The following is a 22,953-nucleotide window of genomic DNA, read 5'->3' as shown; positions in this document are numbered from 1 at the left end:
GTGCTATTTTTAATAATAGTTTTAAGTGTTACGTTTTTTCAACAATACGTAGTAATAAATGATTCTTGTTTTAATGGTTACTATGTTAGCATTAGACCAGTCGTCTAGCAAGTAGCGTTTGTTAAGAAACCTTTTATCAACGTTTAATAGCAAATGTTTATTGCACAATAGACAAGCCGACTATTTATATAACCAAGCTTTTATATGACTAAATGTTTTTAACTAAATAAATGCTTTTGATTAAACAGCTTTTAAAAACAACCATAAAATATATAAGGATAATTATGTCAACCGATACTAAGAATACTCAGCAGAGCGCTTATAGCGATTTCCATTTGCAATATATCGCCGGTACTTGGCAAAAAGGTCAAGACGATAGCGTCAATACTGATACCAACCCTTTTAATGGTGAAACCTTGGTAGAGATTCAGCAGGCAACCGATAAACAGCTTGATGAAGCTTTTCAGGCGGCAACCAAAGCACAGGCAGAGTGGGCGAATCAAACGCCAGCCCAGCGTGCAGCAGTGCTATATAATGTCGTCAATATCTTTGATGAGCGTCAAAAAGAAATCGTCGATTGGTTGATAAAAGAGTCGGGCAGTACGCGCATTAAGGCGATGGTAGAGTTCGGTAGTGCGCGAGCTATTACGCTTGAAGCTGCCAGTTTCCCTAACCGTGTGCATGGTGAAATTCGCCCTTCTAATACGCCGGGTAAAGAGAATTTTATTTATCGTGAACCGATGGGCGTGATTGCAGTGATTAGCCCGTGGAACTTTCCCCTACATTTAACCCAGCGTTCTATCGCGCCTGCGTTAGCCTTGGGTAATGCCGTGGTACTTAAGCCTGCCAGTGATACGCCGATTACCGGCGGTCTGCTATTGGCAAAAATATTTGAAGAGGCGGGTCTGCCAAAAGGCTTGCTGAGCGTGTTGGTTGGTGCGGGCAGCGAGATAGGCGATGCGATTGTCACCCACGATATTCCAAGCTTAGTATCATTTACCGGTTCAACTTCAGTCGGTAAACGTATCGGCGAGCTTGCTAATGGTGGCGATTATATCAAGCAAGTGGCGCTTGAGCTTGGTGGTAATAGCCCATTTGTGGTGCTAAAAGATGCCGATATTGAGCAAGCTGTGAAGGCGGCTGCCTTTGGTAAATTCCTCCACCAAGGTCAGATTTGTATTGCTATCAATCGCATCATTGTCGAAGATGAGATTTATGATGATTTCGTTGAGCGTTTCCTCGCCCATGTAAAAACCCTCAACGTGGGTGATCCTAGCAAGGCGGATACCGCGGTTGGTCCTATTATTAATAAAAAACAAGTCGAATCGCTGCAAGAAAAAATCGCCAAAGCGCAGGAAGAGGGCGCCAAAATGATATTAAGTGGTGAGATTAAAGGTCAAGTCGTGCCACCGCATATCTTTAGTGAAGTGACGCGTGAGATGGATTTGTCACGTAACGAAGTGTTTGGCCCCTTGGTTGGTATCATTCGTGCCAAAGATGAAGGCGATGCGCTATCGATTGCTAATGACTCTATGTATGGTCTATCGAGTGCGGTCTTTACCCAAGATATGGCAAAAGGTTTGCGTTTTGCGCGTGGTATCAAAGCGGGCATGACCCATATCAATGACATCTCAGTCAATGATGAAAGTAATGCACCATTTGGCGGGGAGAAAAACTCTGGTATCGGGCGCTTTAACGGCGAGTGGATATTAGAAGAATTTACCACTTTGCATTGGATTTCGGTGCAGCATACACCGCGTGATTATCCTTTTTAAAATCAGCCATTCTAGGAACAGCCATTTTAAATAATTGGATTAAATTTTTAGTATCAAAAAAGACTGCCTTCGGGGGCGGTCTTTTTATTTGTATACGATAACGAAAGATATCTAAAGGCTATTAAAAACCAAAGTCATATTAGATAACATGACTCACTCTTAAAAGCGTTACTATTATTAATAATATCGCGCATATCGTTATTAAGAACCAGGTCGTTTTAGCCCAGTTTTGCATAATCCCCTTACTCCAATATATTCGTTATTATGAATATAATATATAACAATATAAATAAGTCAAACTTTTTAGAGCGTAATGGAGATTTCAATGTGTTGTAGCCAGTTTTTAGGAATAATAGATTATCGCTCTCAATATAAATGAAAAGACCGCTATATAGCGGTCTTTTAAAAAAATTCAAACATAATTATTTAAGATGAAAGCCCAATAAGCCCTGTATCTCTTCAATAGTCATGTGCCTGACGAGCGCTTGTTCCTCAACCGTTAAGCGGTTGGTATGTTCCTTTATCATCGTATAAATGCTGCGAGAAATCTCAGACGTCGTGGCATAGTACATTTGTGGCTGTTCTTGGGTAAGCTTGATTAAAAATTTATTGATAAGTTTATGCTTTTGAGTGGAAGCGTGTTCTTCGGTCATGACATTCTCCTAGGTATAAACTATTTAAGCAGGCGCTTGAATGATAGTCAATCATGATACTTAGAATAATGATAAATATCACAGGCTACTGTTTAACAAGGCATCTATAGTATTTTTTATTATAAAGTATTATATTTATTTATCGGTAACTTATTAAGTAAATCTAATTAAAATATTGGGGATCATGATGAGCAATCAGCCAGCAGCTAAGTTATCACAAACACTGATGGACAGAAAAGTCGTGTTGATGCTTTTCTATAATGATTTACGTATTAATGATAATACAGCCTTACTAAAAGCGGCTGAAATAGCCAGTGATAATAACGGACGGCTGCTGTGTGTTTATGCCTCAGACTTGGAAGATTTGCTTGCCGAGCAGGCTAGTAAACGACCTTATCAGTTTGCCGATATGGGGCAGGCACGCACGACGTTTTTAGTTGAGAGCTTGGTTGATTTGGATAAATCACTACAACGCCTTGGCAATAGATTGCTGTATTTAGAAAAAGAACATTCATTGCAAAACGGTTCATTGCAAGCGTTAGATGCCTTTATACGGCTGTGCCAACTTATCGAGCAAAACGCGGTCACTGATATTTGTATCAGCCAAACTGCAGACTATAATCAAAATCAAGCTTATAAGGCGTTGCAAAATAAATTCCCGCATATTAATTGGCACAGCCAGTCAACAGCAACCTTATTTACTGCTATGCCAACGCATGAGCTGCCCAAAAGCTTTACCCAATTTCGTAAACAGGTAGAAGCACATCATGATTTATTAACCGCAGAAAGTGGCTTTGAAGTTTATCAGATACCAGAAGCATTGCCACCAATGCCCGATAACATGTTGAATGGTCACCAATATTTACTAAATCAGCAATCTGATGATTCATCACAGCAAACAAAACCATCTGAATTTCAAGGCGGTGAAACGAGCGCTATCAAGCATTTAAATAGCTATTTTGAGTCCGAAGCACCGAGCACTTATAAGATCACTCGTAATGCACTGGACGATTGGACGCACTCCACTAAGTTTTCAGCGTGGCTAGCGAATGGCACATTATCGGTCAAAATACTGCTGAATCGCTTACGGCTTTATGAAGCACAAGTTATCGCAAATGACTCCACTTATTGGATATGGTTTGAGCTGCTATGGCGCGAGTATTTCCACTGGTATGCAATGGCTCATCAACAAAAACTGTTTTGGTTCCGCGGTATTAGTCAGCATGCGCCAACGACTTGCATTGATAACGAACGTTTAGAGCAATGGCAAACGGGTACAACGCCATATCCTATCGTCAATGCCTGTATGCATCAGCTAAAAGCAACAGGCTATATGTCTAATCGAGGCAGGCAAATCGTTGCAAGTTGTCTGATTCATGAGTTGAATCTTGATTGGCGTTATGGCGCTAGCTATTTTGAGCAGCATCTTATCGATTATGATGTCGCTAGCAACTGGGGTAATTGGCAGTATTTAGCAGGCGTAGGCGCTGATCCACGAGGGTGCAGACAGTTTAATCTTAAAAAACAAACACAACAGTATGACCCCAACGGTGACTTTATTAAAAAATGGCAAGGGAATAAAATCAGTGAATAGCGATAATAAGCCTTAGATTAGATACCTTAATACGAGATAAATGAATACTATGAAAAAACCTAGTCCTTATTTAACTCTTGCAGGCACTATTTCCTTCAGTGTCTGCGCCATTTTTATTACTTTAGGTATTGATACTATCCCAGTCTTGGGAAAAACTACAGATATCCTATCTATTTATGGCTTAGTGATAGCGTCATTTATGGCAGGCGCGCATTGGGGTAATCATCTGAGTTTAGCTGATGACAATAGATGGGCAATCAAGCTACCTATATTTAGTAATATTATCGCGCTTGCACTGTGGTTAGGGTTTCTGACTTTATCAAGTGCTGGTTTTATTTGGCTGTTGGTCGCTGCCTTTATTAGCATGTTAATGATTGATTATGGTTTACATCAAGCGCATATTATTAATAATGAGTATTTTAGAGTAAGAAAGTACGTCACTATAAAAGTACGTCACTATAATAGTGGTGGTTGCACTTATTATTGCAGGGATTCAGCTGTAGATTTTTATTGGTTACCTTCATTTTCAAAACCATTATGCTCAAAATCACTCTATTCAAAATAATGGTGTAAATATTGCTATAGATTCTAATTTAATGCTTAGCACTATTTTTATTATTGATGTTATTGATGTTATTGATGTTATTGACACAGGCACAGGCACAGGCACAGGCACAGGGCTTTGCTTAATCGAAGAAGTAAAGGAGCTTGGTTATGAGATACTTATTTATTTCTCTTTGCTGCTTTAGCTTACTGTCTTGTGCGACTATTCCTGATCAGGCTTATCATAAAGTTGTGTGCGCTACAGAAGATTCTTGCGCCAAAACAGAGTTAGATGCCAATATCAAGCCGGTTACCAATATGGTGATTGTCAATGGCGTATCAGTCTTTCGAGAAGATCAGGTAGAGAAAAAACAGGGAGATACCATTGCTAATACCTCCTTCAATTTACTTTACTTGGAATATGCTGAGAGTGGTCAGAAATTTGAGGGCACTAGGCAACTCGATGTCATTAAGCGTGCCATAGCCACTTCAAATAAACCGGTTTATTTGGTTATTTATGTGAATAGTTGGAATAATAATGCGAGCAGCGACCAGCCAAGCCCAGATTTAATCAGCTTTCCTTATCTACTCGCTCGTCGCAATTTCCAGAATCCAGAGATGAATGTCATCGGTGTGTATATTGGCTGGAATGGTAAAAAACATCAGAATGCTCTAGCCAATATTTTATCGGTACAAAATAGAGCAAAAGTTGCGGATACGATTGGTAAAAAAGGAGAGGTAAGGGCAGATATTATTTCTTTAGTCAATAATGTGCAAGAGAACCCTCATTCAGGATACACGCTTATCATAGGCAAATCTTTTGGTGGGCGACTGTTGTCCCGAGCTTTTATCGATGATTTAGCGCCAGCAAAATCGGTTAAAGATTGGCCTCTGGGCAGTCGTTCATTGTTAGTGACATTAAACTCAGCAATTGGGGCAGACGCTTTTGATAAAATATATCAAAATATGCCTGGTCCTGACCCTAACTCTGGTTTGACACTGCAACGACCCTTTTGGATAAATTTAACCTCAAAAGATGATTGGGTGACTGGAAAAGCATTCCCAAAAGCGCGTTTAATCGGGCAAAAGCTCTCTGATTTGGCGAAAAAAAGAACGATTGGACATTATATGCCGTATGTTTCTCATTCTATTACCATTGAGAATGGTGATTCGGCATATAAAAAGTCTGAGTGTTTTTCTAGCTGCGATAGTCATGGTATTCAAGAGCAGGATGGGAAGTTAACGCCAACGCCTAATGTTAGAAGCACAGAGCCATGGTTCAAAATACCGGTGCAAGACCCAAATTATAATGAGAAAAATCGGCGCAATGATAAGGAGAATGTGGCGACCAATTTCTGTGATGAGACGCGATATGTATATGAAAATCCAAACGCTATAGCAACGGATGTTCGATATTACACCACCGTTTTACGACCTTTGTATCATCGACCAGAAAGTAAATTAGGTTATATGTGGAATTTCCACACTGATCAAAGTGTCATCGGCTATAGACCGGAGGAAGCAAAAGTCATAAAAAACTCAGGAAAACATAATGCTTATGTGCAGACCATTCTTGGTCGTATGGCTGACGATATGTTATTCACAGCCCCAGAAAAGTAATTGATTTTGCGTAAATTCAAAAATGATAACGGTGCTTTATAAAGGAACTTAAAAGCTAAAGACATTGAATAGTCAATAAGATTCATCTAAAATGAATCTTTCAGGTAGCTTTTCTAACATTCATTATAAGAAGCCCGCTATGCAATCGATTAATTTACCTACTAAGCCACCAAGCTCGCCGCATCCCATACTCAACTTGAGCTTTCGGATATTTTTTAGCGCAGCAGCATTGTTCGCCATTATAACAATGGCACTGTGGGCATTTGTGTTTACCGGACACACGGATATCGATGCGCAAACGTTGAATCCACTGTATTGGCATGGTCATGAAATGATATATGGCTACGCATTGGCAGTTGTGGCGGGCTTTTTATTGACTGCAGTGAAGACCTGGACAGGCGTTATGATGCCGCATGGTTATAAGCTGCTCGGTATTTTTATGTGTTGGTTGCTGGCGCGTTTAGGCTGGGTGGCATTTGGCTTGGGTATCACGGTTGCTGGCAGTGGGGCAGCGTTACTATATGCGGCTGCGGTATTTGATTTATTGTTTGTTGGCTCGATGGCGTTCGTGATTTTTCGGGCAGTACTGCAAGTTAAGCAATATAAGCAGATGGGTATTTTAGCCAAGCTTGCGCTCCTGACACTAGGTAATGCTTTGTGCTATTGGGGCATTATCAGCGCCAACATGAATCTAACCAAGTTAGGGGTGTATTTAGGCTTCTATATCATTATAGGCTTGGTATTGACCATTGGTCGCCGCGTGGTGCCGTTCTTTATCGAGCGTGGTCTGAGTATTCCAAACGCTAAAGGTGAAACGGAAGCGGTAACGGTACGTAATAATAAAGCACAAGATATCGCAAGCTTATTGTTCTTTTTCGCTTTCTTCCTCGTTGATTTGTTTTATCCCAATAAATACTTGCTGACCATTAGCGCACTTGGGGTGGCGGTGGTCAACATTGTACGCTTGGTAGGCTGGTATCATCGCGGCATTTGGCAAAAACCGCTGCTATGGTCGTTATATATCGCGTTTTTAGGGATGTGTCTGAGTTTTGTACTGTACGCATTGCAGCCATGGCTCGGCTACAGTCACAGTATCGCCGTCCATGGATTATCAATCTCTGGCGTGGGCATGATGACCGTAGCAATGATGGCGCGGGTATCGCTCGGTCATACGGGACGTAGTATTCATCAACCACCTAAAATAGTTAATGTCATGTTTGCGCTCGTGGTACTGACGTTTGTCAGTCGGGTATTTTTGCCCTTGGTCGATATGAGTCATTACTTATTATGGATTATGGTGGCGCAAGGTGCTTGGATCGCTTGTTTTGCGCTATTTTGCATCAGTTATTTGCCGATGCTGGCACGGCAGCGACCAGACGGCTTGTTTGGTTGATAATGTCTTATTAATTTTAAAATGCAATTTATGAAAAAATAAAATTTACTTAACAATCGATGTGGTATATAAAGTATTATTTAAGAGATACAATGTAAGTTCAACATCGACATTAATAATCGGAGCGCTTAATATGCGACTGACAAACTATAGTGATTATGCGCTGCGCTCATTAATATATTTGGCGATTAAGCCTGAGCCGCATCTATTGGCAAATATCAGTGACATTGCCAATAGCTACAATATCTCCAAAAGTCATTTAACCAAAATTATTCACCAGCTCGGTCAGCTTGGCTACATAGATAGCGTACGCGGTAAAAATGGTGGTATCCGCTTAGCTTGTCCGCCAAAAGATATCAATTTAGGCGTATTAATTAAAAAAATTGAGCCAGATTTTAATTTGGTTGAGTGTTTTTCGACAGATTTATTAATAACCGCTGAGCGTGAGCCTGATAAGGATAGCAGTGCTAATAGTCCGGTTATTAGTGATGACGACATAGGGGCTGCCAAAGATTTATCTTTGACGCTTATCGATGAAGAGGGAAGTGCGGTGGTCAAATCGGGCTGTATCATTAGCCCTGTCTGTCAGCTTAAACAAGTATTCTTTGAAGCATTGACCGCTTTTATTAACGTCCTTGAGCGCTATACTTTGGCCGATATTATCAGTAATGAAGCAGAGCTTGCGGAGTTATTATTTTATAGAAATGGCTTAAATAGCTTTGTAAAATAAAAGCTTTATATATAAAGTTACTAAAAAAGGCTGCCCCACTAGTAATAGTGTCGCCAGCCTTTTTTACTATCAATTTTTAAATTATTCAATTCAAGCAGTTAAGCGTTTTCAAGCTTAGGACGTGCTTTATCGATGGCTTTTAATAAAGCGTTTTCAAACTCGCCCTCTTTAAACTTAACCAAATAAGAATGCGCCGCGCAAAAGTTTCGTACCTCGCGCCATTCATGTGCCAAATTGGTCGCCCAATCACAATATTGCTTGCCAGCATCAGGCTCATCTTTAAGCGCTTTTTTGGTCGTTGGATGCAACAAAAGCTCCGGTAATACCGCTTCTAGTAGTTTTGTTGGTGGGCTCATAAAAGTGTCATCGACGTGCAGGCTTTTACTGGCAGGATGAAATGCCAACAGCGAGCCTGCGTGAATCATCTCATTAGGCGAGATATAGTGAATACCCTCCGATATAGAAAACTTCAGCTCAGAGTAACGCTCGGCGACCGCATCGCTTTCGACTAAATCTTCTGCCCATTGAACTTCAGGGATTTTTTTATGATGACGGCGACTGCCATAAAATATTGCTTGCGGGAAGTCTTTTGCCATTTGCGCGCAGTGTATCGTATGAAAGGGATGGACATTGAGTACTGCCTCGACATCTTGCCCATTATTGGTTAAGGCCATTATCTCATCGCGTACGTCGCCGGTGAGCTCGTAGCTGTCCAAAAACACAAAGCGCCCTGAGGCTAATTTTATAAGTGAGCATTGGGTGCCTATATTAATGACGCCACCTAAGCGAAACGTGCCGCGAATATTCCAAAATCCTGCACCCAAATCATGTATTTTATCGGTCATTGATATTTTCCTTAATCGTTATTTTCTGAGTTTTTTAATTGTTGGTAATAGCAACTAATTATGCATACTTTCTGATTATGATTTTTTAAGGTCGTAAAGTCTGTAAGGAAATAGATATCAGCCATATAGATGTGTAAATATTAAAAGCTCTGATATATGGTCAGTTTGATAGAAAAGGGGTCGTTCAAAATAGCGTTCTGCTGAGATAATTTTTCCTTGCTTCCTTGCTTCCTTGCTTCCTTGCTTCCTTGCTTCCTTGCTTGCTTGCTTGCTTCCTTGCTTGCTTGCTTGCTTGCTTGCTTGCTTGCTTGCTGTGTGCTGCGCACTCCAGAGGCTTCGCAAAGTTTATACCAGCCGCCCTGTATTCTTTTTAGCTTAAACTAACTATACACAGTTTTTATAATCGTAGGCCGATATACGAGGGCTGCTGCCATAGTTTTCATTATTGCATAAGAATTTATCGAAGCGAGTATCACCATTGATGTAGCGGTGCATCCAAGCAATACTAGGTTTACTGAGTAATATCTCGTTAAAGCGATAACTTGGACAAAAGTGGCTGCCGTTCTTTATCTCAATCTTAATTTTTGGCCCAGCAGCATTATTATAAAAGGGACTGCTATATTTCTTATTGGAAGCAATACGGTCGTTCTGGCAGGTAATAAATAAAGCAGGCGTGTCCATGTTGCCGTAGTCTTTATCATGATAGGGCGTTTGCGGAATAATGGCCCGAACGTCACTGCGCTTGGTCGCTAACTGCAGCGCCCCACCACCGCCCATTGACCAGCCTATAGCGCCTAAACGTGTGGTATCTATTTGCGCACCCACCGTACTATCGCTAAGAATATGATCGAGTGCGGCGCTTAATTGGGTGGCACGGCTATCGGGGTCATCATAAATAGAGTTGGTATCGATAGTAATCACCACAAATCCCCAAGATGCCAGACGCGGGCCCCACCATTTAATCGACGCTTCATAAGACACGTAACCAGGAATTACTGCGATGCCGCCTAACAGACCGCAGTCGCCAGCATTGGTTGGATAATGAATGGTGCCGCCACCAAAGCCATTTGATAGCTGACGGGGAACGGCTTTACTCGCCACCGCAAAAGGGCCGTTATCACGCGTAGCTGACAGCTCAGATGCCGTAATGACAGTATCGGCGATACAGTTTGATCTGGAGGCTGTAGATGTTGTGGTGGTTAAAGGTGCTTTACTTGCGGGCACTTTGGTTAATGGTGCTTCTGTTGAAGGTACTTTGGTAGCTAAGGTAACGGTTGATTGCTCTTTAATTGAAATGGTTTCAATTGAGTTTACTGGTTGTGCTGCGACTGCTGCCATATTCACAGAAACAATAAGTGCGCCTGTCGCGGCAATCAGTTTTAGATAAATAGGGTTTTTTAACATGATAAAGGGTCTGTTAGATGAAGGTTTGTTTTAATAGCGAGGCAAAATAATAGTAGATAGTAATCTATTAGCTGTCAAAAATATCAGTTAACTCTATAGTTTTATAAACAGTCTAGCCGTTTGAGCACAAGCCCTTTAAGAATAAGAGGTTTCATAAATAGCACTGTGAATAACACACCGAAACCTGAGTCTGGTATTTGCTGTGATAAACTCACAAATTAGGCATCGTTTTATAGTCAGTCATAAGTTCTATTATGAGTATAATTCCGGTGCCACCTTCTTATTTCTATCACCCATGCGTCATTTAGTACGAGTCAGCTCTAGCTAAAAAAAGGCGTCCAATATAGTCAGCAATACTTTGAATAATAATATAAATAACAGTATAGATAACAACATCAACATCAGTATTAATGGCAATGGCAAAGATAACAGCAACATCAGCCGCCGTATTCAAGCGCCCAATCAGCCAGTGCCATTTGATGCGCCCTCATGGGTATTGAAGCTGACGATTGGTTTGATCGGGATGTTTGCTTTTTTGCAGGTGTATTCTATTCAGGCTATTTTGCCGGTATTGATGGTGGATTTTTCGGCAACTGAGGTGCAGGCAGGCATGATCGTCGGTGCTACCATATTGGCGATTGCTATCATGTCGCCATTTTTGGGCATGCTTTCGGATGCCGTGGGGCGCAAATCATTTATTGTTGGGGCGCTATTATTTTTAGCCATACCCACTGCATTAATTGCCCAAAGCCCAGATATTGGCTGGATGGGTATGTGGCGGTTTATGCAGGGATTGTCTGTGCCTGGTATTACGGTGGTGACGATTGCTTATATCGGTGAAGAGTTTGAGGGACGCGCGGTTACTGAGCTGATGTCATTTTATGTGTCAGGCTCGGTGCTTGGCGGCTTTATGGGGCGTTTTTTACTTGGGCACTTGCATGAGCTTATCGGTTGGCGCGCCGGCTACTATGTGATGGCAGCTATGACTCTTGTCGGGTCGCTGTGGGTCGGTAAAATGCTGCCATCGTCACGGCACTTTATCGCTAACCCCAACTTTCGTTCAGCCATGCAGACCCTCGGTGAGCATTTAGTCAACCGTTATGTCGTCACGTCCTGCTTACTTGGTGCCTGTGTTCTGTTTTCTTTGGTAGGCTGTTTTACCTTTATTAATTTGCATCTTGCGGACACGCCTTATGAATTAAGCACGGGTGCGCTTGCCAATATTTTTGCCGTGTATTTAATCGGGGTTATTATCACGCCATTGTCGACGACGTTGCTACGCCGATTTGGCTCAGCGCGTACGGTTCGAGTAGCGATGGTTATCTCGATGCTTGGCGTGCTGCTAACATTGTTAACACCGCTTTGGGGAGTCGTAATAGGGCTTGCTGTCATGTCCACTGGGGTTTTTATTACCCAAGCTGCTACCATCAGCTATATCGCAGTCAATGTCAAAAAAGGACGCTCATTGGCGTCGGGCTTATATTATATGGGCTATTACGCGGGCGGTACGATGGGCGCATGGTTATGCGGTATCGCTTATACGCGTGGGCAATGGTCACTGACAGTCTGGTTATTATTGTTTGTACAAGTGCTTGCTTTATTAGTCGCTGGCATCGGTATGGTTAAAACAACTGCTCGCGCAAATTAATGCAGTTTTTGATACCGTGATTTTTAAGACAACACCTTTTTATTTTTATACCGCATCTTTTAGCACAATGTTGCCATAGCATAATAATTTAAGTGTTTAAATGCGAATTAATGTACCTGTAGTCGTATGCTACTTACGCAAGCACGCTTTACATAGCCTAGGTTTTTTCTTATTATCAACAGCACCTTATTAAGAAGGACGATAAGAATCACAACAACCTATAACTCCGTGTATACCGATAATAACAGTGAACGAGGCGATAAAAACGCTCTGTTTTTATGAGGTTCTCTAAGACCCACAAGAACCATTGAAACCCCCTTAAAACCATTCACAAGGAAGTCGAATTTATGTCAAATATTTATAATAGCGCGCCGTCAGCCTACGATTATCCACTAATCATCAAGCAACTGTTAAACCGTGCCAAAACGGTATCGCTAGAGCAAGAAGTTGTGTATGCAGATAAAAAGCGTTTCACTTATAAAGAGTTGTTTCAGCGTATCAATTGCTTAGCCAATGTCTTAGCAGGTTTAAATCTTGATGCCGGTGATGTGATTGCGGTCATGGATTGGGACAGTCATCGCTATTTAGAATCGTATTTTGCCATACCGATGTCAGAATATATCCTGCAAACCGTTAATATCCGTCTGTCGCCCGAAAAAATCCTCTATACCATCAATCATGCTAAGCCTAAAGTGCTACTACTCAATTCTGAATTTGCGCCATTGGTGAAAGATTATCAGTTTGAAAACTCCAGCATTGAGCATATTATTTGGCTCGATGACAATGGGGTATCTTACGAAGGCGTCTTCGGTGGTAACCAAAACCGCGTTACAGGTGAGTATGAGGCATTGTTAGAGGCGGCCAATAGCGAATTTGATTTCCCAGATTTTGATGAAAACACCATTGCCACCACTTTTTATACTTCAGGCACGACCGGCGATCCAAAAGGTGTGTTCTTTAGCCATCGCCAATTGGTATTACATACCCTCACAGAGGCGGCGACATTGGGTATGCTGCCAAACAAGCAAGGCGTCAGTTATGGCGACGTTTATATGCCGATGACGCCGATGTTCCACGTTCATGCGTGGGGCTTCCCATTTACCGCGACGATGGTTGGTTTAAAACAAGTCTATCCTGGACGTTACGCGCCTGATGCCTTGATGGATTTGATTATCAATGAAAAGGTCAGTATCACCCATTGCGTACCAACGATTTTGCAGATGGTACTCAAAGAAGCGCAAGATCGCGATGCCAGTTTTAATGGTTTAAAAATGATTATCGGTGGTTCTAAACTGACTGAAGGCTTAGCAAAAGCAGCACTGGCGCAAGATATTGAGGTTTATACCGGCTACGGTATGTCTGAGACAGCGCCCCTTATTAGCTTGACAGAGTTTAGCCTCAATGAGCCTGAGATGTCTGAGGACGAAGATATCGCTCGCCGCTGTATGACTGGCAAGCCGGTACTAATGGTGGATGCCCAAGTATGGAATACTGACAATCAGCCTGTTGGTACGGGTAAAGACAATACGGGCGAGTTGGTGCTGCGTGCCCCTTGGCTAACGCAGAGCTATCTAAAAAATGACGATGCCGGTAAAGAGCTGTGGGAAAATGGCTATATGCACACCCAAGATATCGCCTATATCCAACCTGATGGTTATATTAAAATCACCGATCGTTTAAAGGATGTGATCAAATCAGGCGGTGAGTGGATATCGTCATTAGAGATTGAAACGATTTTATCGCTACATCCAGCGGTTGCTGACGTATCAGTGATTGGTGTACGTGATAAGCAGTGGGGCGAGCGTCCTTTAGCATTGATAGTACTTAAACCTGCTTGCCAAGATACCAGTGCTGATGACATCAAAGCGATTGCTGAGCAGGCAGTAGAGCGTGGTATCATTCCTAAATACGGTGTACCAAGTCAGTTTAAGTTTGTCGATGAGCTACCTAAAACCTCTGTTGGTAAACATGACAAAAAAGTTATGCGTGAGATGTATGGTAATCAGACTGAGGTGTAATGGTTTAGGGAGTGGTCGGCTTTTAAACATACTTACGCCTAGCAAAATATCGAATGGCTTACGTGCTTAATAGTTGACCTTTATCGTTCGCTCTGCTACATTTTAAACCGATACATAACGTATCGGTTTTTTAGTTCTGGCCGGGATAGCCAGTCTTATATTATGATATTATCGGATACATATATCGCATCACCCATCATTTATGCTAAGGACAGCTATTATGAGCGAGCAAACCGCCACTGCAGTGACCAACCAAACTTCAACCCAAACCTCTCAAGCGCCAACTAACAATCAAACCTTTGCTGATATTTATCGCTCCTCTATTGAAAATAAAGCGCAGTTTTGGGCAGAGCAAGCTAAGCGTATTTATTGGCATAAAGAGCCTGAGCAAATTCTTGATGACAGGAATTTGCCGTTTGCCAAATGGTACGTCGGCGGTGAAACCAATCTCTGCTATAACTGTGTCGATCGTCACCTTGAAGAACGCGCAGAGCAGGATGCTTTTATCTGGCTCTCATCTGAGATTAATCAAGAATTAATAGAAACCTTCCCCGCTGTGGTTGATGCGTTTAAAGATTTGGGCAATAACGTTGAGTTTTATACTGACTATACCAAGCGTCGCCTGACTTACAACGATCTTTATAAAGAAGTCAATTATTTCGCAGATGTACTACAGCGTCACGGTATTAAGCAAGGCGATCGCGTCATTATCTATATGCCGATGATACTAGAAGCCGCTTACGCGATGTTAGCCTGCGCTCGTATTGGTGCGGTGCATTCAGTGGTGTTTGGTGGCTTTGCCGCGCATAATCTGGCTATTCGTATGGATGATGCCGAAGCAAAAATGGTGATTACCGTTGATGCCGGCCTACGTGGCGGTAAGGTCGTTAACTATAAGAGCCTTGTGAATCAAGGTATCGAGCAAGCAACGGTCAAGCCAGAGCATGTGCTAGTGGTCAATCGCGGTGTACTACCATTTGAGCCGCAAGCTATTGATGTGGATTATGCAACCCAGCGCCGCATCAGCTGTAAAGCCAATGCCATTGTTGAACCAGTTTGGCTAGAATCTAACACGCCCTCTTATTTGCTTTATACCTCAGGTACCACTGGTACGCCAAAAGGCGTGCAACGCGATACGGGCGGTCATGCAGTGGCACTGACGACGTCGATGGATTATATCTACGATGGCAAGGCGGGCGAGACGTTTTGGGCAATATCAGATATCGGCTGGGCCGTTGGGCATTCTTATACCATTTATGCACCGTTGCTCGCTGGCATGACCAGTATCATGTATGAAGGCTTACCGCATCGCCCAAATCCAGGTATCTGGTGGCGCATTGTCGAAGCCAATAAAGTGAATATCTTATTCACCGCACCGACCGGTGTACGTATGCTCAAAAAACAAGATGAGACTTGGATGACGCGCTATGATGTTTCAAGCGTCAAGTCGTTCTTTTTAGCAGGTGAGCCACTTGATGAGTCAACGGCCAATTGGCTGACTAAGCATTTAGGAGTGCCAATTTTAGATCATTACTGGCAGACAGAATCGGGTTGGCCGATTCTAAGTAATACGCCCAAGTTTAATCATAAACCGCACAAGCAAGGTTCACCCGGTTATCCGATGTATGGCTATGATGCGCATGTCATTAATGAAGAAACAGGCGAGCCTTGTGCTGCAGGTGAAAAAGGTCTGCTAGCGATTCGCGCACCTTTACCGCCAGGCTGTTTAACCACCGTATGGCGTAATGACGAGCGCTTTATTAGCAGTTATTTTGGTTTATTTGACGGCAAGCAATACTCAACCTCAGACTATGCTGTGACTGACAAAGAGGGTTATTTTTATATATTAGGACGTACCGATGATGTGATTAACGTTGCCGGTCATCGTATTGGGACGCAAGAGATTGAAGAGGCTATCAGCACCCATCCAGAAATGGCAGAGTGTGCGGTCGTCGGTATCCAAGATGAGTTAAAAGGCGAATTGCCCATCGCCTTCTGTGTGCTCAAAGATCACGAGCAAGTGGCAACGACAGAAAACCGCTTCCGCATTGAGCAGCAGGTCATTGGTGCGGTGATCAAATCGCTTGGCGGTATTGCAAGGCCAGCGGCGATTTACTTCCCGCAAGCATTACCAAAGACGCGCTCTGGTAAGATCTTACGCCGTGCTATTCGCGCTTTAGCAGAAGGTAATGAGACGGGAGATATGTCAACGCTTGATAATCCAACAGCGATTGATGCCATTAAACAATCGATGAAAGACTATTGATAAATACCAGTGGTTGAATGGTACTGATAGTAGATCGATAAAGCTATTAACACCATAAAATTAGTGTCATTAAAAAAGCTCATGAATCATCATGAGCTTTTTTAGTTTAACGGTAGACACGATTAGTACCAATAAAAGACTTGACCCTAAAATTGTTTTATTGTTATAGTCAATAATGATACGAAACAAATCATTTTAAAATTATATTTGATTGCTAAAAACTTATTATTTTTAACACCTTTTACGCACACGAAGACACCGTCACACGGCAGTCCGGTAAACAAGATAAGGAAATCTTATGCACCACGTTCAGCAGCTCATCAATGGTCAATTTGTTGATTCTAATACCAGCGAATGGATTGATATTACCGATCCCGCCACGCAAGAAGTTATCGCTAAAGTTCCGCAAACCACTGACGATGAAATCAATCAAGCCGTTGCAGCAGCAAAGGCCGCTTTTCAAACGTGGCGCAAAACACCAATTACCACGCGTGCCCGTATCTTTCTAAAATATCAGGCATTGATTCGCGACCATATGGACGAGCTGGCAGAAATCTTAACCGCTGAGCAAGGCAAAACGATTGCTGATGCGCGCGGTGATGTATTCCGTGGTTTAGAAGTGGTTGAGCATGCCGCTGGTATTGCTAACTTGCAGATTGGTGATTTCGTTGAAAACGTCGCCTCGGGCGTTGATACTTACAGCATTTGGCAGCCACTTGGCGTCTGCGCAGGCATTACACCGTTTAACTTTCCAGCGATGATTCCATTATGGATGTTCCCAATGGCGATTGCCACGGGCAATACCTTTATCCTTAAGCCTTCTGAACAGGATCCAATGGTGACCATGCGTTTGGTTGAGTTGGCAGTTGAAGCTGGCGTACCTGAAGGCGTACTCAACGTAGTGCATGGCGGCAAGGCTACGGTTGATGCCATTTGTGATCACCCAGACATCAAAGCGGTTTCATTTGTTGGCTCTACCAATGTCGGTAAGCACGTCTATGAGCGTGCTAGTAAATCAGGCAAACGTGCTCAATGTATGATGGGCGCAAAAAACCACGGCGTTATCTTACCTGATGCCAATAAAGAGCAAACGCTCAATCAGCTAGCGGGTGCTGCTTTTGGTGCTGCTGGCCAACGTTGTATGGCGCTGTCAGTCGTGGTACTAGTCGGTGCAGCAGGTGAGTGGATTGATGATATCAAAGCCAAAGCAGAAGGTTTGATTGTCTCAGCCGGTAAGCATGATAAAGATTTAGGTCCGCTGATTTCTCCTGCTGCAAAAGCTCGTGTTGAGCATTTGATTGGTACTGGTGTAGAAGAAGGGGCGAGCTTGATTCTTGATGGTCGTGGCATTACGGTTGAAGGTTATGAGAAGGGCAACTTTGTAGGACCTACTATCTTTGATAACGTCACTGCGGATATGCAAATTTATAAAGAAGAAATCTTTGGTCCAGTATTATGTATCATGCGTGCCAATAGCTTAGATGAAGCGATTGAGTTACTCAATGCCAATCCGCATGGTAATGGTACCGCTATCTTCACTCAGTCAGGAGCTGCAGCGCATAAGTTCCAGCAAGATATCCAAGTCGGTCAAATCGGTATTAATTTGCCGATTCCTGTGCCACTACCAATGTTCTCGTTCTCAGGCTCACGCGCTAGTAAGCTTGGTGATTTGGGTCCTTATGGTAAGCAGGCTGTGCAATTCTATACTCAAACCAAGACTGTCACGGCGCGCTGGTTTGATGATGAGGCGAGCCGCGGGGTTAATACCACTATTTCAATTTAATCATTAATTCACTATATTAGCGGTGTAACGTCAATCTTGCTTACTATGTTTTTTAGACACTGATGCATGATTTTTTGATTGTCGTTATGCCGCCGCTATTATAAGTGACATTTATAAGTAGCATTATATAAGTGACATTAAATTGACACTTTACCAAATTCTCTCCACCATATTTGCTTTTTAAGCACAAGGATGACCCTATGGATTTTTCACTGACCGAAGATCAAATGGCCTTTCGCCAAACTGCCAGACAGTTTGCCCAAAAAGAGCTAAGGCCCAATGCGGCTGAATGGGATCGCACCTCGCATTTCCCAGTCGATGTGATTAAAAAATCAGGCGAACTTGGCTTTTTAGGGCTATATACCAATCCAGAATATGATGGTTTGGGATTGCCACGCTTAGACTCTGCTATGGTTTTTGAGGAACTGGCATGGGGTGATACGGCGGTTGCTGCCTATATGAGTATTCATAATATGGCTAGCTGGATGATCGGTGAGTATGGCAGCGATACTTTGTGTAGGAAGTATTTGCCAAATATGGTCAGCGGTGAGTGGCTTGGCAGTTACTGCTTAACTGAGCCGAACGCCGGTTCTGATGCTGCATCGTTACGTACCAAAGCTGATAAGCAAGGCGACCATTACGTACTCAATGGGGAAAAAACCTTTATTTCAGGCGCAGGCTCGACTGATATCTTAGTAGTGATGGCTCGCACAGGTGGTGCAGGACCAAAAGGTATTTCAGCTTTTGTAGTAGACGCTGATAGCGCCGGTATCGAGTATGGGAAAAATGAGCATAAAATGGGCTGGAAAGCGCAGCCAACGCGCACCATCAGCTTTAAAGATGTCAAAGTGCCAGCAGAAAATCTGATAGGTGAGGAAGGCCAAGGTTTTCGTATCGCTATGAAAGGTTTAGATGGCGGTCGTATTAATATCGGTATCTGTGCAGTGGGTACCGCGCAGTCTGCACTAGAAACAGCAACCAATTACGTGCAAGAACGCAGCCAATTTGGTAGCGCGATTGCCAGCTTACAATCAGTACAGTTTAAACTGGCCGATATGCTCACTCAAACCATTACTGCAAGGCAAATGCTGTATTTAGCAGCTAATAAAGTCGATAACAATGATGGGCAAGCATCCACCTACTGTGCTATGGCCAAGCGTCTTTCTACAGATCTTTGTTTTGATGTCGCTAATGAAGCTCTGCAACTACATGGTGGCTATGGCTATCTAAATGAGTATCCACTTGAGCGCCATGTGCGAGATTTGCGTGTTCATCAAATTTTAGAAGGCACCAATGAAATCATGCGCGTGATTGTCTCGCGTCAGCTGCTACAAGATGAGGCATTGAGTCAATTGCGTTGATTTTATAATGCTACTATTTATATTTCGCTATGGTTTTCTATGGCTGTTTAATAACTTTACTTTTTAAGAAGCCGTATCAAATTCAAATAAAATAAAGGATTATTTATGACGGATTATACCAATCTTCAATTATCGATTGACGGTCATACTGCTACCGTGACATTAAACAACCCACCAGCTCATACATGGACGATTGAAAGTCTACCAGCGCTCAAGCAGCTGGTTTCTGACCTCAATGCGAATGATGATGTTTATGCCTTAATTATTCATGGCGATGGCGAGAAGTTCTTTTCAGCTGGTGCAGATTTAAATAATTTTGCAGATGGTGATAAAGGTCGTGCCATCAGCATGGCTATCGCTTTTGGTGAAGCGTTTGAAGCGCTATCAGCCTATCGCGGCGTTAGCATCGCGGTCATCAACGGTTATGCGATGGGTGGTGGACTTGAGTGCGCGCTGGCCTGTGATATCCGTATCGCAGAAGCGCATGCACAGATGGCATTGCCCGAGACAGGCGTTGGCTTATTGCCGTGCGCTGGTGGCACACAAAACCTGACTATGTTGGTTGGCGAAGGCTGGGCAAAGCGCATGATATTATGCGGTGAGCGCGTCGATGCTGATACCGCATTACGCATTGGTTTAGTCGAAGAAGTCACGGCAAAAGGTGGTGGTTTATTAGCGGCGCAAGCATTGGCGCAAAAAGTCGCTAAGCAATCGCCTGTCGCCGTCAGTTACTCTAAAGAACTTATTCAAGCAGCAAGAAACACCCCGCCTGCACAAAACCTTATCCATGAGCGCGAAGCTTTTGTTAAGTTATTCGACACCAAAGACCAGCGTGAAGGCGTGCAAGCCTTCTTAGAGAAACGTAAACCCACTTGGCAAAATAAATAGGCAAAATTGCATCAGACTTCATTCTAATACTTTCCCTTTTAATCTTTGTAGGTCACTTTTATGACAGCAGCTATGACAGCGACGGATGACAATAATCAGAAAGCCGTAGAAAAAATTGCACAAGAAGCACCAGTATTGTTTCAAACTGAAACGACAGACTGTGGTCATCTCATTGGGATAATGACGTTGAATACACCAAAATCTCTCAATGCTTTAAGTGTGGAGATGTGTCAGTTGTTATCCCAAAAGCTAGAGCAGTGGAAAAGTGATGATCAGGTAGTGGCATTGGTGCTAAAAGGGGCAGGGGATAAAGCCTTTTGTGCTGGCGGTGATATCCGTAAACTCTATGACAGTATGTCAGAAACAGCACCGCTGCCAAACCCTTATGCGACAGAGTTTTTCGGTAGTGAGTACAATCTCTATCGACAGATGCACTTTTACCCTAAGCCGCTTATCCTATGGGGTGATGGCATTATTATGGGTGGCGGTATGGGCCTAATGGCTGGTTGCAGTCATCGTCTGGTCACTGAGCGCACCCGCTTTGCGATGCCAGAAGTGACTATTGGACTTTTCCCTGACGCCTCTGGCAGTTGGTTCTTGCAGCGCATGCCGGCTAAGACAGGTTTGTTTTTAGGGCTAACGGGTGCGATGTGTAATGGCAATGACGCTTTATTAGCTAATCTTGCAGAGTATGCCGTTGCCAGTAGTGATTATGATGCCATCATACAAGGTTTAAAACAGAGCAATTGGCAAGTGGCAGCTGGTAATACCTATAAATGCCATAACGATAGCGCTCATAGTATCGTGAGCCGCGCACTGGCAGCGCAACCAGTTGCTAAATTGCCTGCTAGTAAGCTTGCACAGCATTGGAGTGCTATCCAGCATCTGATGAACAGCGGTGGCTTGGGTGATATTAATGCGCTATTACAAAGCGACGAAGCGCTTACACAACTTGATGCAGATTTTGCTGCCGACAGTTGGACGCAGCGAGCCGTAGCAACCTATCGACATGGCTGCCCAGTGACTGCAGCGCTGACCTATGCGCTTTATCATAAAGTCACTGACTTATCGCTAGAGCAAGTTCTGTATTTAGAAACCAACGTGGCGGTACACTGTGCAGCCAATCCTGACTTTAAAGAAGGCGTACGCGCACTACTGATTGATAAAGATCGTAACCCACAATGGTCGCGTTCACTAGCAGACTGTCTCAGCACCGAAGGGCAGGCGTATATTCATAGCCACTTTGTGAATCCTTATGCTACAGGTGAGCATCCATTAGGCAATTGGTTGGGTGAAGAAGCGTTAGGTAGTCAGCTTGTGCGCTAAAGGCTTGTAAGCTCATTATAAGAATCAGGTATAAATTAAGAAATGTAATACTCTATGTAGCACTGTCTACACATATATATAAATAAGCAATCATCAAGGAGCGATGAGATGGGTACAAAGGATACAGATCTAAGTAATCAAGAAACAAAGAATACGGTTACGACCAATAACAATACTGCCAAGCCAAATATAGCCTTTATTGGTCTTGGTAATATGGGTGCACCGATGGCAGAGAACTTGTTAAAAGCAGGTTATACACTGTCTGTTTATGATTTGTCTGCGGATGCGACCCAGCGCTTGCAGCAAGCAGGCGCTAGTGTGGCTGATAGTCCTAAAGATGCTGCGAGCAATGCACAGGTCATCATTAGCATGTTGCCGGCTGGTAAGCACGTCCATTCTGTCTATCTAGGTGACAGCGGCGCTGATGGTTTGCTGGCAGTATTGCCTAAAGGTACATTAGTTATTGATAGCAGTACCATCGCTGCTGCTGATGCAAGATTGGTTGCAGAGGCGGCAAGTAAGCTTGGTATCGACTTCTTAGATGCACCAGTCTCTGGCGGTACAGGCGGTGCTATCGTTGGTACGTTAACCTTTATCGTCGGTGGCAGCGACGACGCCTTTGCCAAAGCCGAGCCGATACTAGCTGTCATGGGGAAAAATATTTTTCATGCAGGCGAACACGGTGCAGGACAAGTTGCAAAAATCTGTAATAACATGCTGCTTGGGATTTTGATGGCAGGAACAGCAGAAGCCATTAATCTGGGCGTCAAAAACGGCCTCGACCCTAAAGTATTATCAGATATCATGCTACAAAGCTCAGGCCGTAATTGGACATTAGAAGTCTATAACCCTTATCCGCAAGTGATGGAAAACGTTCCCTCTAGTAATGGCTATCAAGGGGGCTTTATGAGTAAGTTGATGCAAAAGGATCTTAATCTTGCGATGCAAACGGCTAAGGATACCAATGTTGAGACGCCAATGGGAGCCAAAGCGACAGAGCTTTACGAAGCACATACGGTAGAAAATGGCGATAAGGACTTTTCCAGTATTATGGCGCGTCATGACAGTTCGGTCTTGTCTTAGTTTTCTTAAGGAGCTTTCTAAAT

At 43.2% G+C, this 22,953-nt stretch carries 18 protein-coding genes; 14 read left to right on the top strand and 4 right to left on the bottom strand.

Annotated features, from left to right (window positions below):
* Positions 1-284: 284 nt before the first annotated feature.
* On the top strand, positions 285-1,775 hold the full coding sequence (locus AC2FA3_RS03675; protein WP_490508366.1) for an aldehyde dehydrogenase family protein: 1,491 nt from the start codon (positions 285-287) through the stop codon (positions 1,773-1,775).
* Between the two features lie 422 nt (positions 1,776-2,197).
* Here AC2FA3_RS03675 and AC2FA3_RS03670 read toward each other — a convergent pair whose 3' ends face one another.
* Positions 2,198-2,428: a hypothetical protein gene (locus AC2FA3_RS03670; protein ID WP_490508365.1), complete on the bottom strand. Its 231-nt coding sequence runs from the start codon at positions 2,426-2,428 to the stop codon at positions 2,198-2,200.
* A 187-nt stretch (positions 2,429-2,615) separates the two neighbouring features.
* Between AC2FA3_RS03670 and AC2FA3_RS03665 the strand changes: the two genes are divergently transcribed.
* From AC2FA3_RS03665 to AC2FA3_RS03645, 5 genes are all read left to right on the top strand, one after another.
* Positions 2,616-4,022 carry a DASH family cryptochrome gene (locus AC2FA3_RS03665; RefSeq protein ID WP_490508364.1) on the top strand — a complete coding sequence of 469 codons (1,407 nt, stop codon included), beginning with the start codon at positions 2,616-2,618 and terminating at the stop codon, positions 4,020-4,022.
* Between the two features lie 40 nt (positions 4,023-4,062).
* The gene (locus AC2FA3_RS03660) at positions 4,063-4,587 is read left to right on the top strand and encodes a DUF3429 domain-containing protein (protein WP_490508363.1); all 525 of its coding nucleotides are present in this window, start codon (positions 4,063-4,065) and stop codon (positions 4,585-4,587) included.
* A 149-nt stretch (positions 4,588-4,736) separates the two neighbouring features.
* Positions 4,737-6,185, top strand: coding sequence for a hypothetical protein (locus tag AC2FA3_RS03655; RefSeq protein WP_490508362.1), 1,449 nt, complete (start codon positions 4,737-4,739; stop codon positions 6,183-6,185).
* A gap of 139 nt (positions 6,186-6,324) precedes the next feature.
* Positions 6,325-7,578: an NnrS family protein gene (locus tag AC2FA3_RS03650; protein WP_490508361.1), complete on the top strand. Its 1,254-nt coding sequence runs from the start codon at positions 6,325-6,327 to the stop codon at positions 7,576-7,578.
* A 133-nt stretch (positions 7,579-7,711) separates the two neighbouring features.
* The gene (locus tag AC2FA3_RS03645; protein WP_490508360.1) at positions 7,712-8,308 is read left to right on the top strand and encodes an Rrf2 family transcriptional regulator; all 597 of its coding nucleotides are present in this window, start codon (positions 7,712-7,714) and stop codon (positions 8,306-8,308) included.
* A gap of 98 nt (positions 8,309-8,406) precedes the next feature.
* On the opposite strand, the gene AC2FA3_RS03640 is transcribed toward AC2FA3_RS03645, so the two are convergent.
* From AC2FA3_RS03640 to AC2FA3_RS03630, 3 genes are all read right to left on the bottom strand, one after another.
* Entirely contained in the window at positions 8,407-9,153 is a 747-nt protein-coding gene (locus AC2FA3_RS03640; protein WP_490508359.1) for a hypothetical protein, read from the bottom strand.
* Between the two features lie 140 nt (positions 9,154-9,293).
* Positions 9,294-9,479 (bottom strand): hypothetical protein, encoded by a 186-nt coding sequence (locus AC2FA3_RS03635; protein WP_490508358.1) that lies wholly within the window; start codon positions 9,477-9,479, stop codon positions 9,294-9,296.
* A gap of 58 nt (positions 9,480-9,537) precedes the next feature.
* Positions 9,538-10,557 carry a dienelactone hydrolase family protein gene (locus AC2FA3_RS03630; protein WP_490508357.1) on the bottom strand — a complete coding sequence of 340 codons (1,020 nt, stop codon included), beginning with the start codon at positions 10,555-10,557 and terminating at the stop codon, positions 9,538-9,540.
* A gap of 358 nt (positions 10,558-10,915) precedes the next feature.
* On the opposite strand from AC2FA3_RS03630, the gene AC2FA3_RS03625 reads away from it, so the two are divergent.
* From AC2FA3_RS03625 to mmsB, 8 genes are all read left to right on the top strand, one after another.
* Entirely contained in the window at positions 10,916-12,205 is a 1,290-nt protein-coding gene (locus tag AC2FA3_RS03625; protein ID WP_490508356.1) for an MFS transporter, read from the top strand.
* A 347-nt stretch (positions 12,206-12,552) separates the two neighbouring features.
* On the top strand, positions 12,553-14,223 hold the full coding sequence (locus tag AC2FA3_RS03620) for a fatty acid--CoA ligase (RefSeq protein ID WP_490508355.1): 1,671 nt from the start codon (positions 12,553-12,555) through the stop codon (positions 14,221-14,223).
* Positions 14,224-14,443: 220 nt separating this feature from the next.
* Complete coding sequence (locus AC2FA3_RS03615) at positions 14,444-16,489, top strand: propionate--CoA ligase (protein ID WP_490508354.1); 2,046 nt, start codon at positions 14,444-14,446, stop codon at positions 16,487-16,489.
* 298 nt (positions 16,490-16,787) lie between these two features.
* Positions 16,788-18,272: a CoA-acylating methylmalonate-semialdehyde dehydrogenase gene (locus AC2FA3_RS03610; RefSeq protein ID WP_490508353.1), complete on the top strand. Its 1,485-nt coding sequence runs from the start codon at positions 16,788-16,790 to the stop codon at positions 18,270-18,272.
* Positions 18,273-18,472: 200 nt separating this feature from the next.
* The gene (locus tag AC2FA3_RS03605) at positions 18,473-19,633 is read left to right on the top strand and encodes an acyl-CoA dehydrogenase family protein (RefSeq protein WP_490508352.1); all 1,161 of its coding nucleotides are present in this window, start codon (positions 18,473-18,475) and stop codon (positions 19,631-19,633) included.
* Between the two features lie 105 nt (positions 19,634-19,738).
* The gene (locus tag AC2FA3_RS03600) at positions 19,739-20,521 is read left to right on the top strand and encodes an enoyl-CoA hydratase (protein WP_490508351.1); all 783 of its coding nucleotides are present in this window, start codon (positions 19,739-19,741) and stop codon (positions 20,519-20,521) included.
* Between the two features lie 60 nt (positions 20,522-20,581).
* Positions 20,582-21,847, top strand: coding sequence for an enoyl-CoA hydratase/isomerase family protein (locus AC2FA3_RS03595; protein WP_490508350.1), 1,266 nt, complete (start codon positions 20,582-20,584; stop codon positions 21,845-21,847).
* 108 nt (positions 21,848-21,955) lie between these two features.
* On the top strand, positions 21,956-22,930 hold the full coding sequence (mmsB, locus tag AC2FA3_RS03590; RefSeq protein WP_490508349.1) for a 3-hydroxyisobutyrate dehydrogenase: 975 nt from the start codon (positions 21,956-21,958) through the stop codon (positions 22,928-22,930).
* Positions 22,931-22,953: the final 23 nt, after the last annotated feature.

Source organism: Janibacter sp. CoH_79_TC_3 (genome assembly GCF_058197955.1).
Note: the sequence above shows the minus strand (reverse complement) of the source record. Positions and strands in the feature narration are given on the sequence as shown.

What these genes read in the sequence shown, in the direction of transcription:
- AC2FA3_RS03640 (WP_490508359.1), bottom strand. Translation starts at nt 9,153, where the DNA reads ATGACCGATAAAATACATGATTTGGGTGCAGGATTTTGGAATATTCGC.
- AC2FA3_RS03595 (WP_490508350.1), top strand. Translation starts at nt 20,582, where the DNA reads ATGACAGCAGCTATGACAGCGACGGATGACAATAATCAGAAAGCCGTA.
- AC2FA3_RS03660 (WP_490508363.1), top strand. Translation starts at nt 4,063, where the DNA reads ATGAATACTATGAAAAAACCTAGTCCTTATTTAACTCTTGCAGGCACT.
- AC2FA3_RS03655 (WP_490508362.1), top strand. Translation starts at nt 4,737, where the DNA reads ATGAGATACTTATTTATTTCTCTTTGCTGCTTTAGCTTACTGTCTTGT.
- AC2FA3_RS03605 (WP_490508352.1), top strand. Translation starts at nt 18,473, where the DNA reads ATGGATTTTTCACTGACCGAAGATCAAATGGCCTTTCGCCAAACTGCC.
- AC2FA3_RS03620 (WP_490508355.1), top strand. Translation starts at nt 12,553, where the DNA reads ATGTCAAATATTTATAATAGCGCGCCGTCAGCCTACGATTATCCACTA.
- AC2FA3_RS03645 (WP_490508360.1), top strand. Translation starts at nt 7,712, where the DNA reads ATGCGACTGACAAACTATAGTGATTATGCGCTGCGCTCATTAATATAT.
- AC2FA3_RS03600 (WP_490508351.1), top strand. Translation starts at nt 19,739, where the DNA reads ATGACGGATTATACCAATCTTCAATTATCGATTGACGGTCATACTGCT.
- AC2FA3_RS03615 (WP_490508354.1), top strand. Translation starts at nt 14,444, where the DNA reads ATGAGCGAGCAAACCGCCACTGCAGTGACCAACCAAACTTCAACCCAA.
- AC2FA3_RS03630 (WP_490508357.1), bottom strand. Translation starts at nt 10,557, where the DNA reads ATGTTAAAAAACCCTATTTATCTAAAACTGATTGCCGCGACAGGCGCA.
- AC2FA3_RS03610 (WP_490508353.1), top strand. Translation starts at nt 16,788, where the DNA reads ATGCACCACGTTCAGCAGCTCATCAATGGTCAATTTGTTGATTCTAAT.
- AC2FA3_RS03665 (WP_490508364.1), top strand. Translation starts at nt 2,616, where the DNA reads ATGAGCAATCAGCCAGCAGCTAAGTTATCACAAACACTGATGGACAGA.
- AC2FA3_RS03670 (WP_490508365.1), bottom strand. Translation starts at nt 2,428, where the DNA reads ATGACCGAAGAACACGCTTCCACTCAAAAGCATAAACTTATCAATAAA.
- mmsB (WP_490508349.1), top strand. Translation starts at nt 21,956, where the DNA reads ATGGGTACAAAGGATACAGATCTAAGTAATCAAGAAACAAAGAATACG.
- AC2FA3_RS03675 (WP_490508366.1), top strand. Translation starts at nt 285, where the DNA reads ATGTCAACCGATACTAAGAATACTCAGCAGAGCGCTTATAGCGATTTC.
- AC2FA3_RS03650 (WP_490508361.1), top strand. Translation starts at nt 6,325, where the DNA reads ATGCAATCGATTAATTTACCTACTAAGCCACCAAGCTCGCCGCATCCC.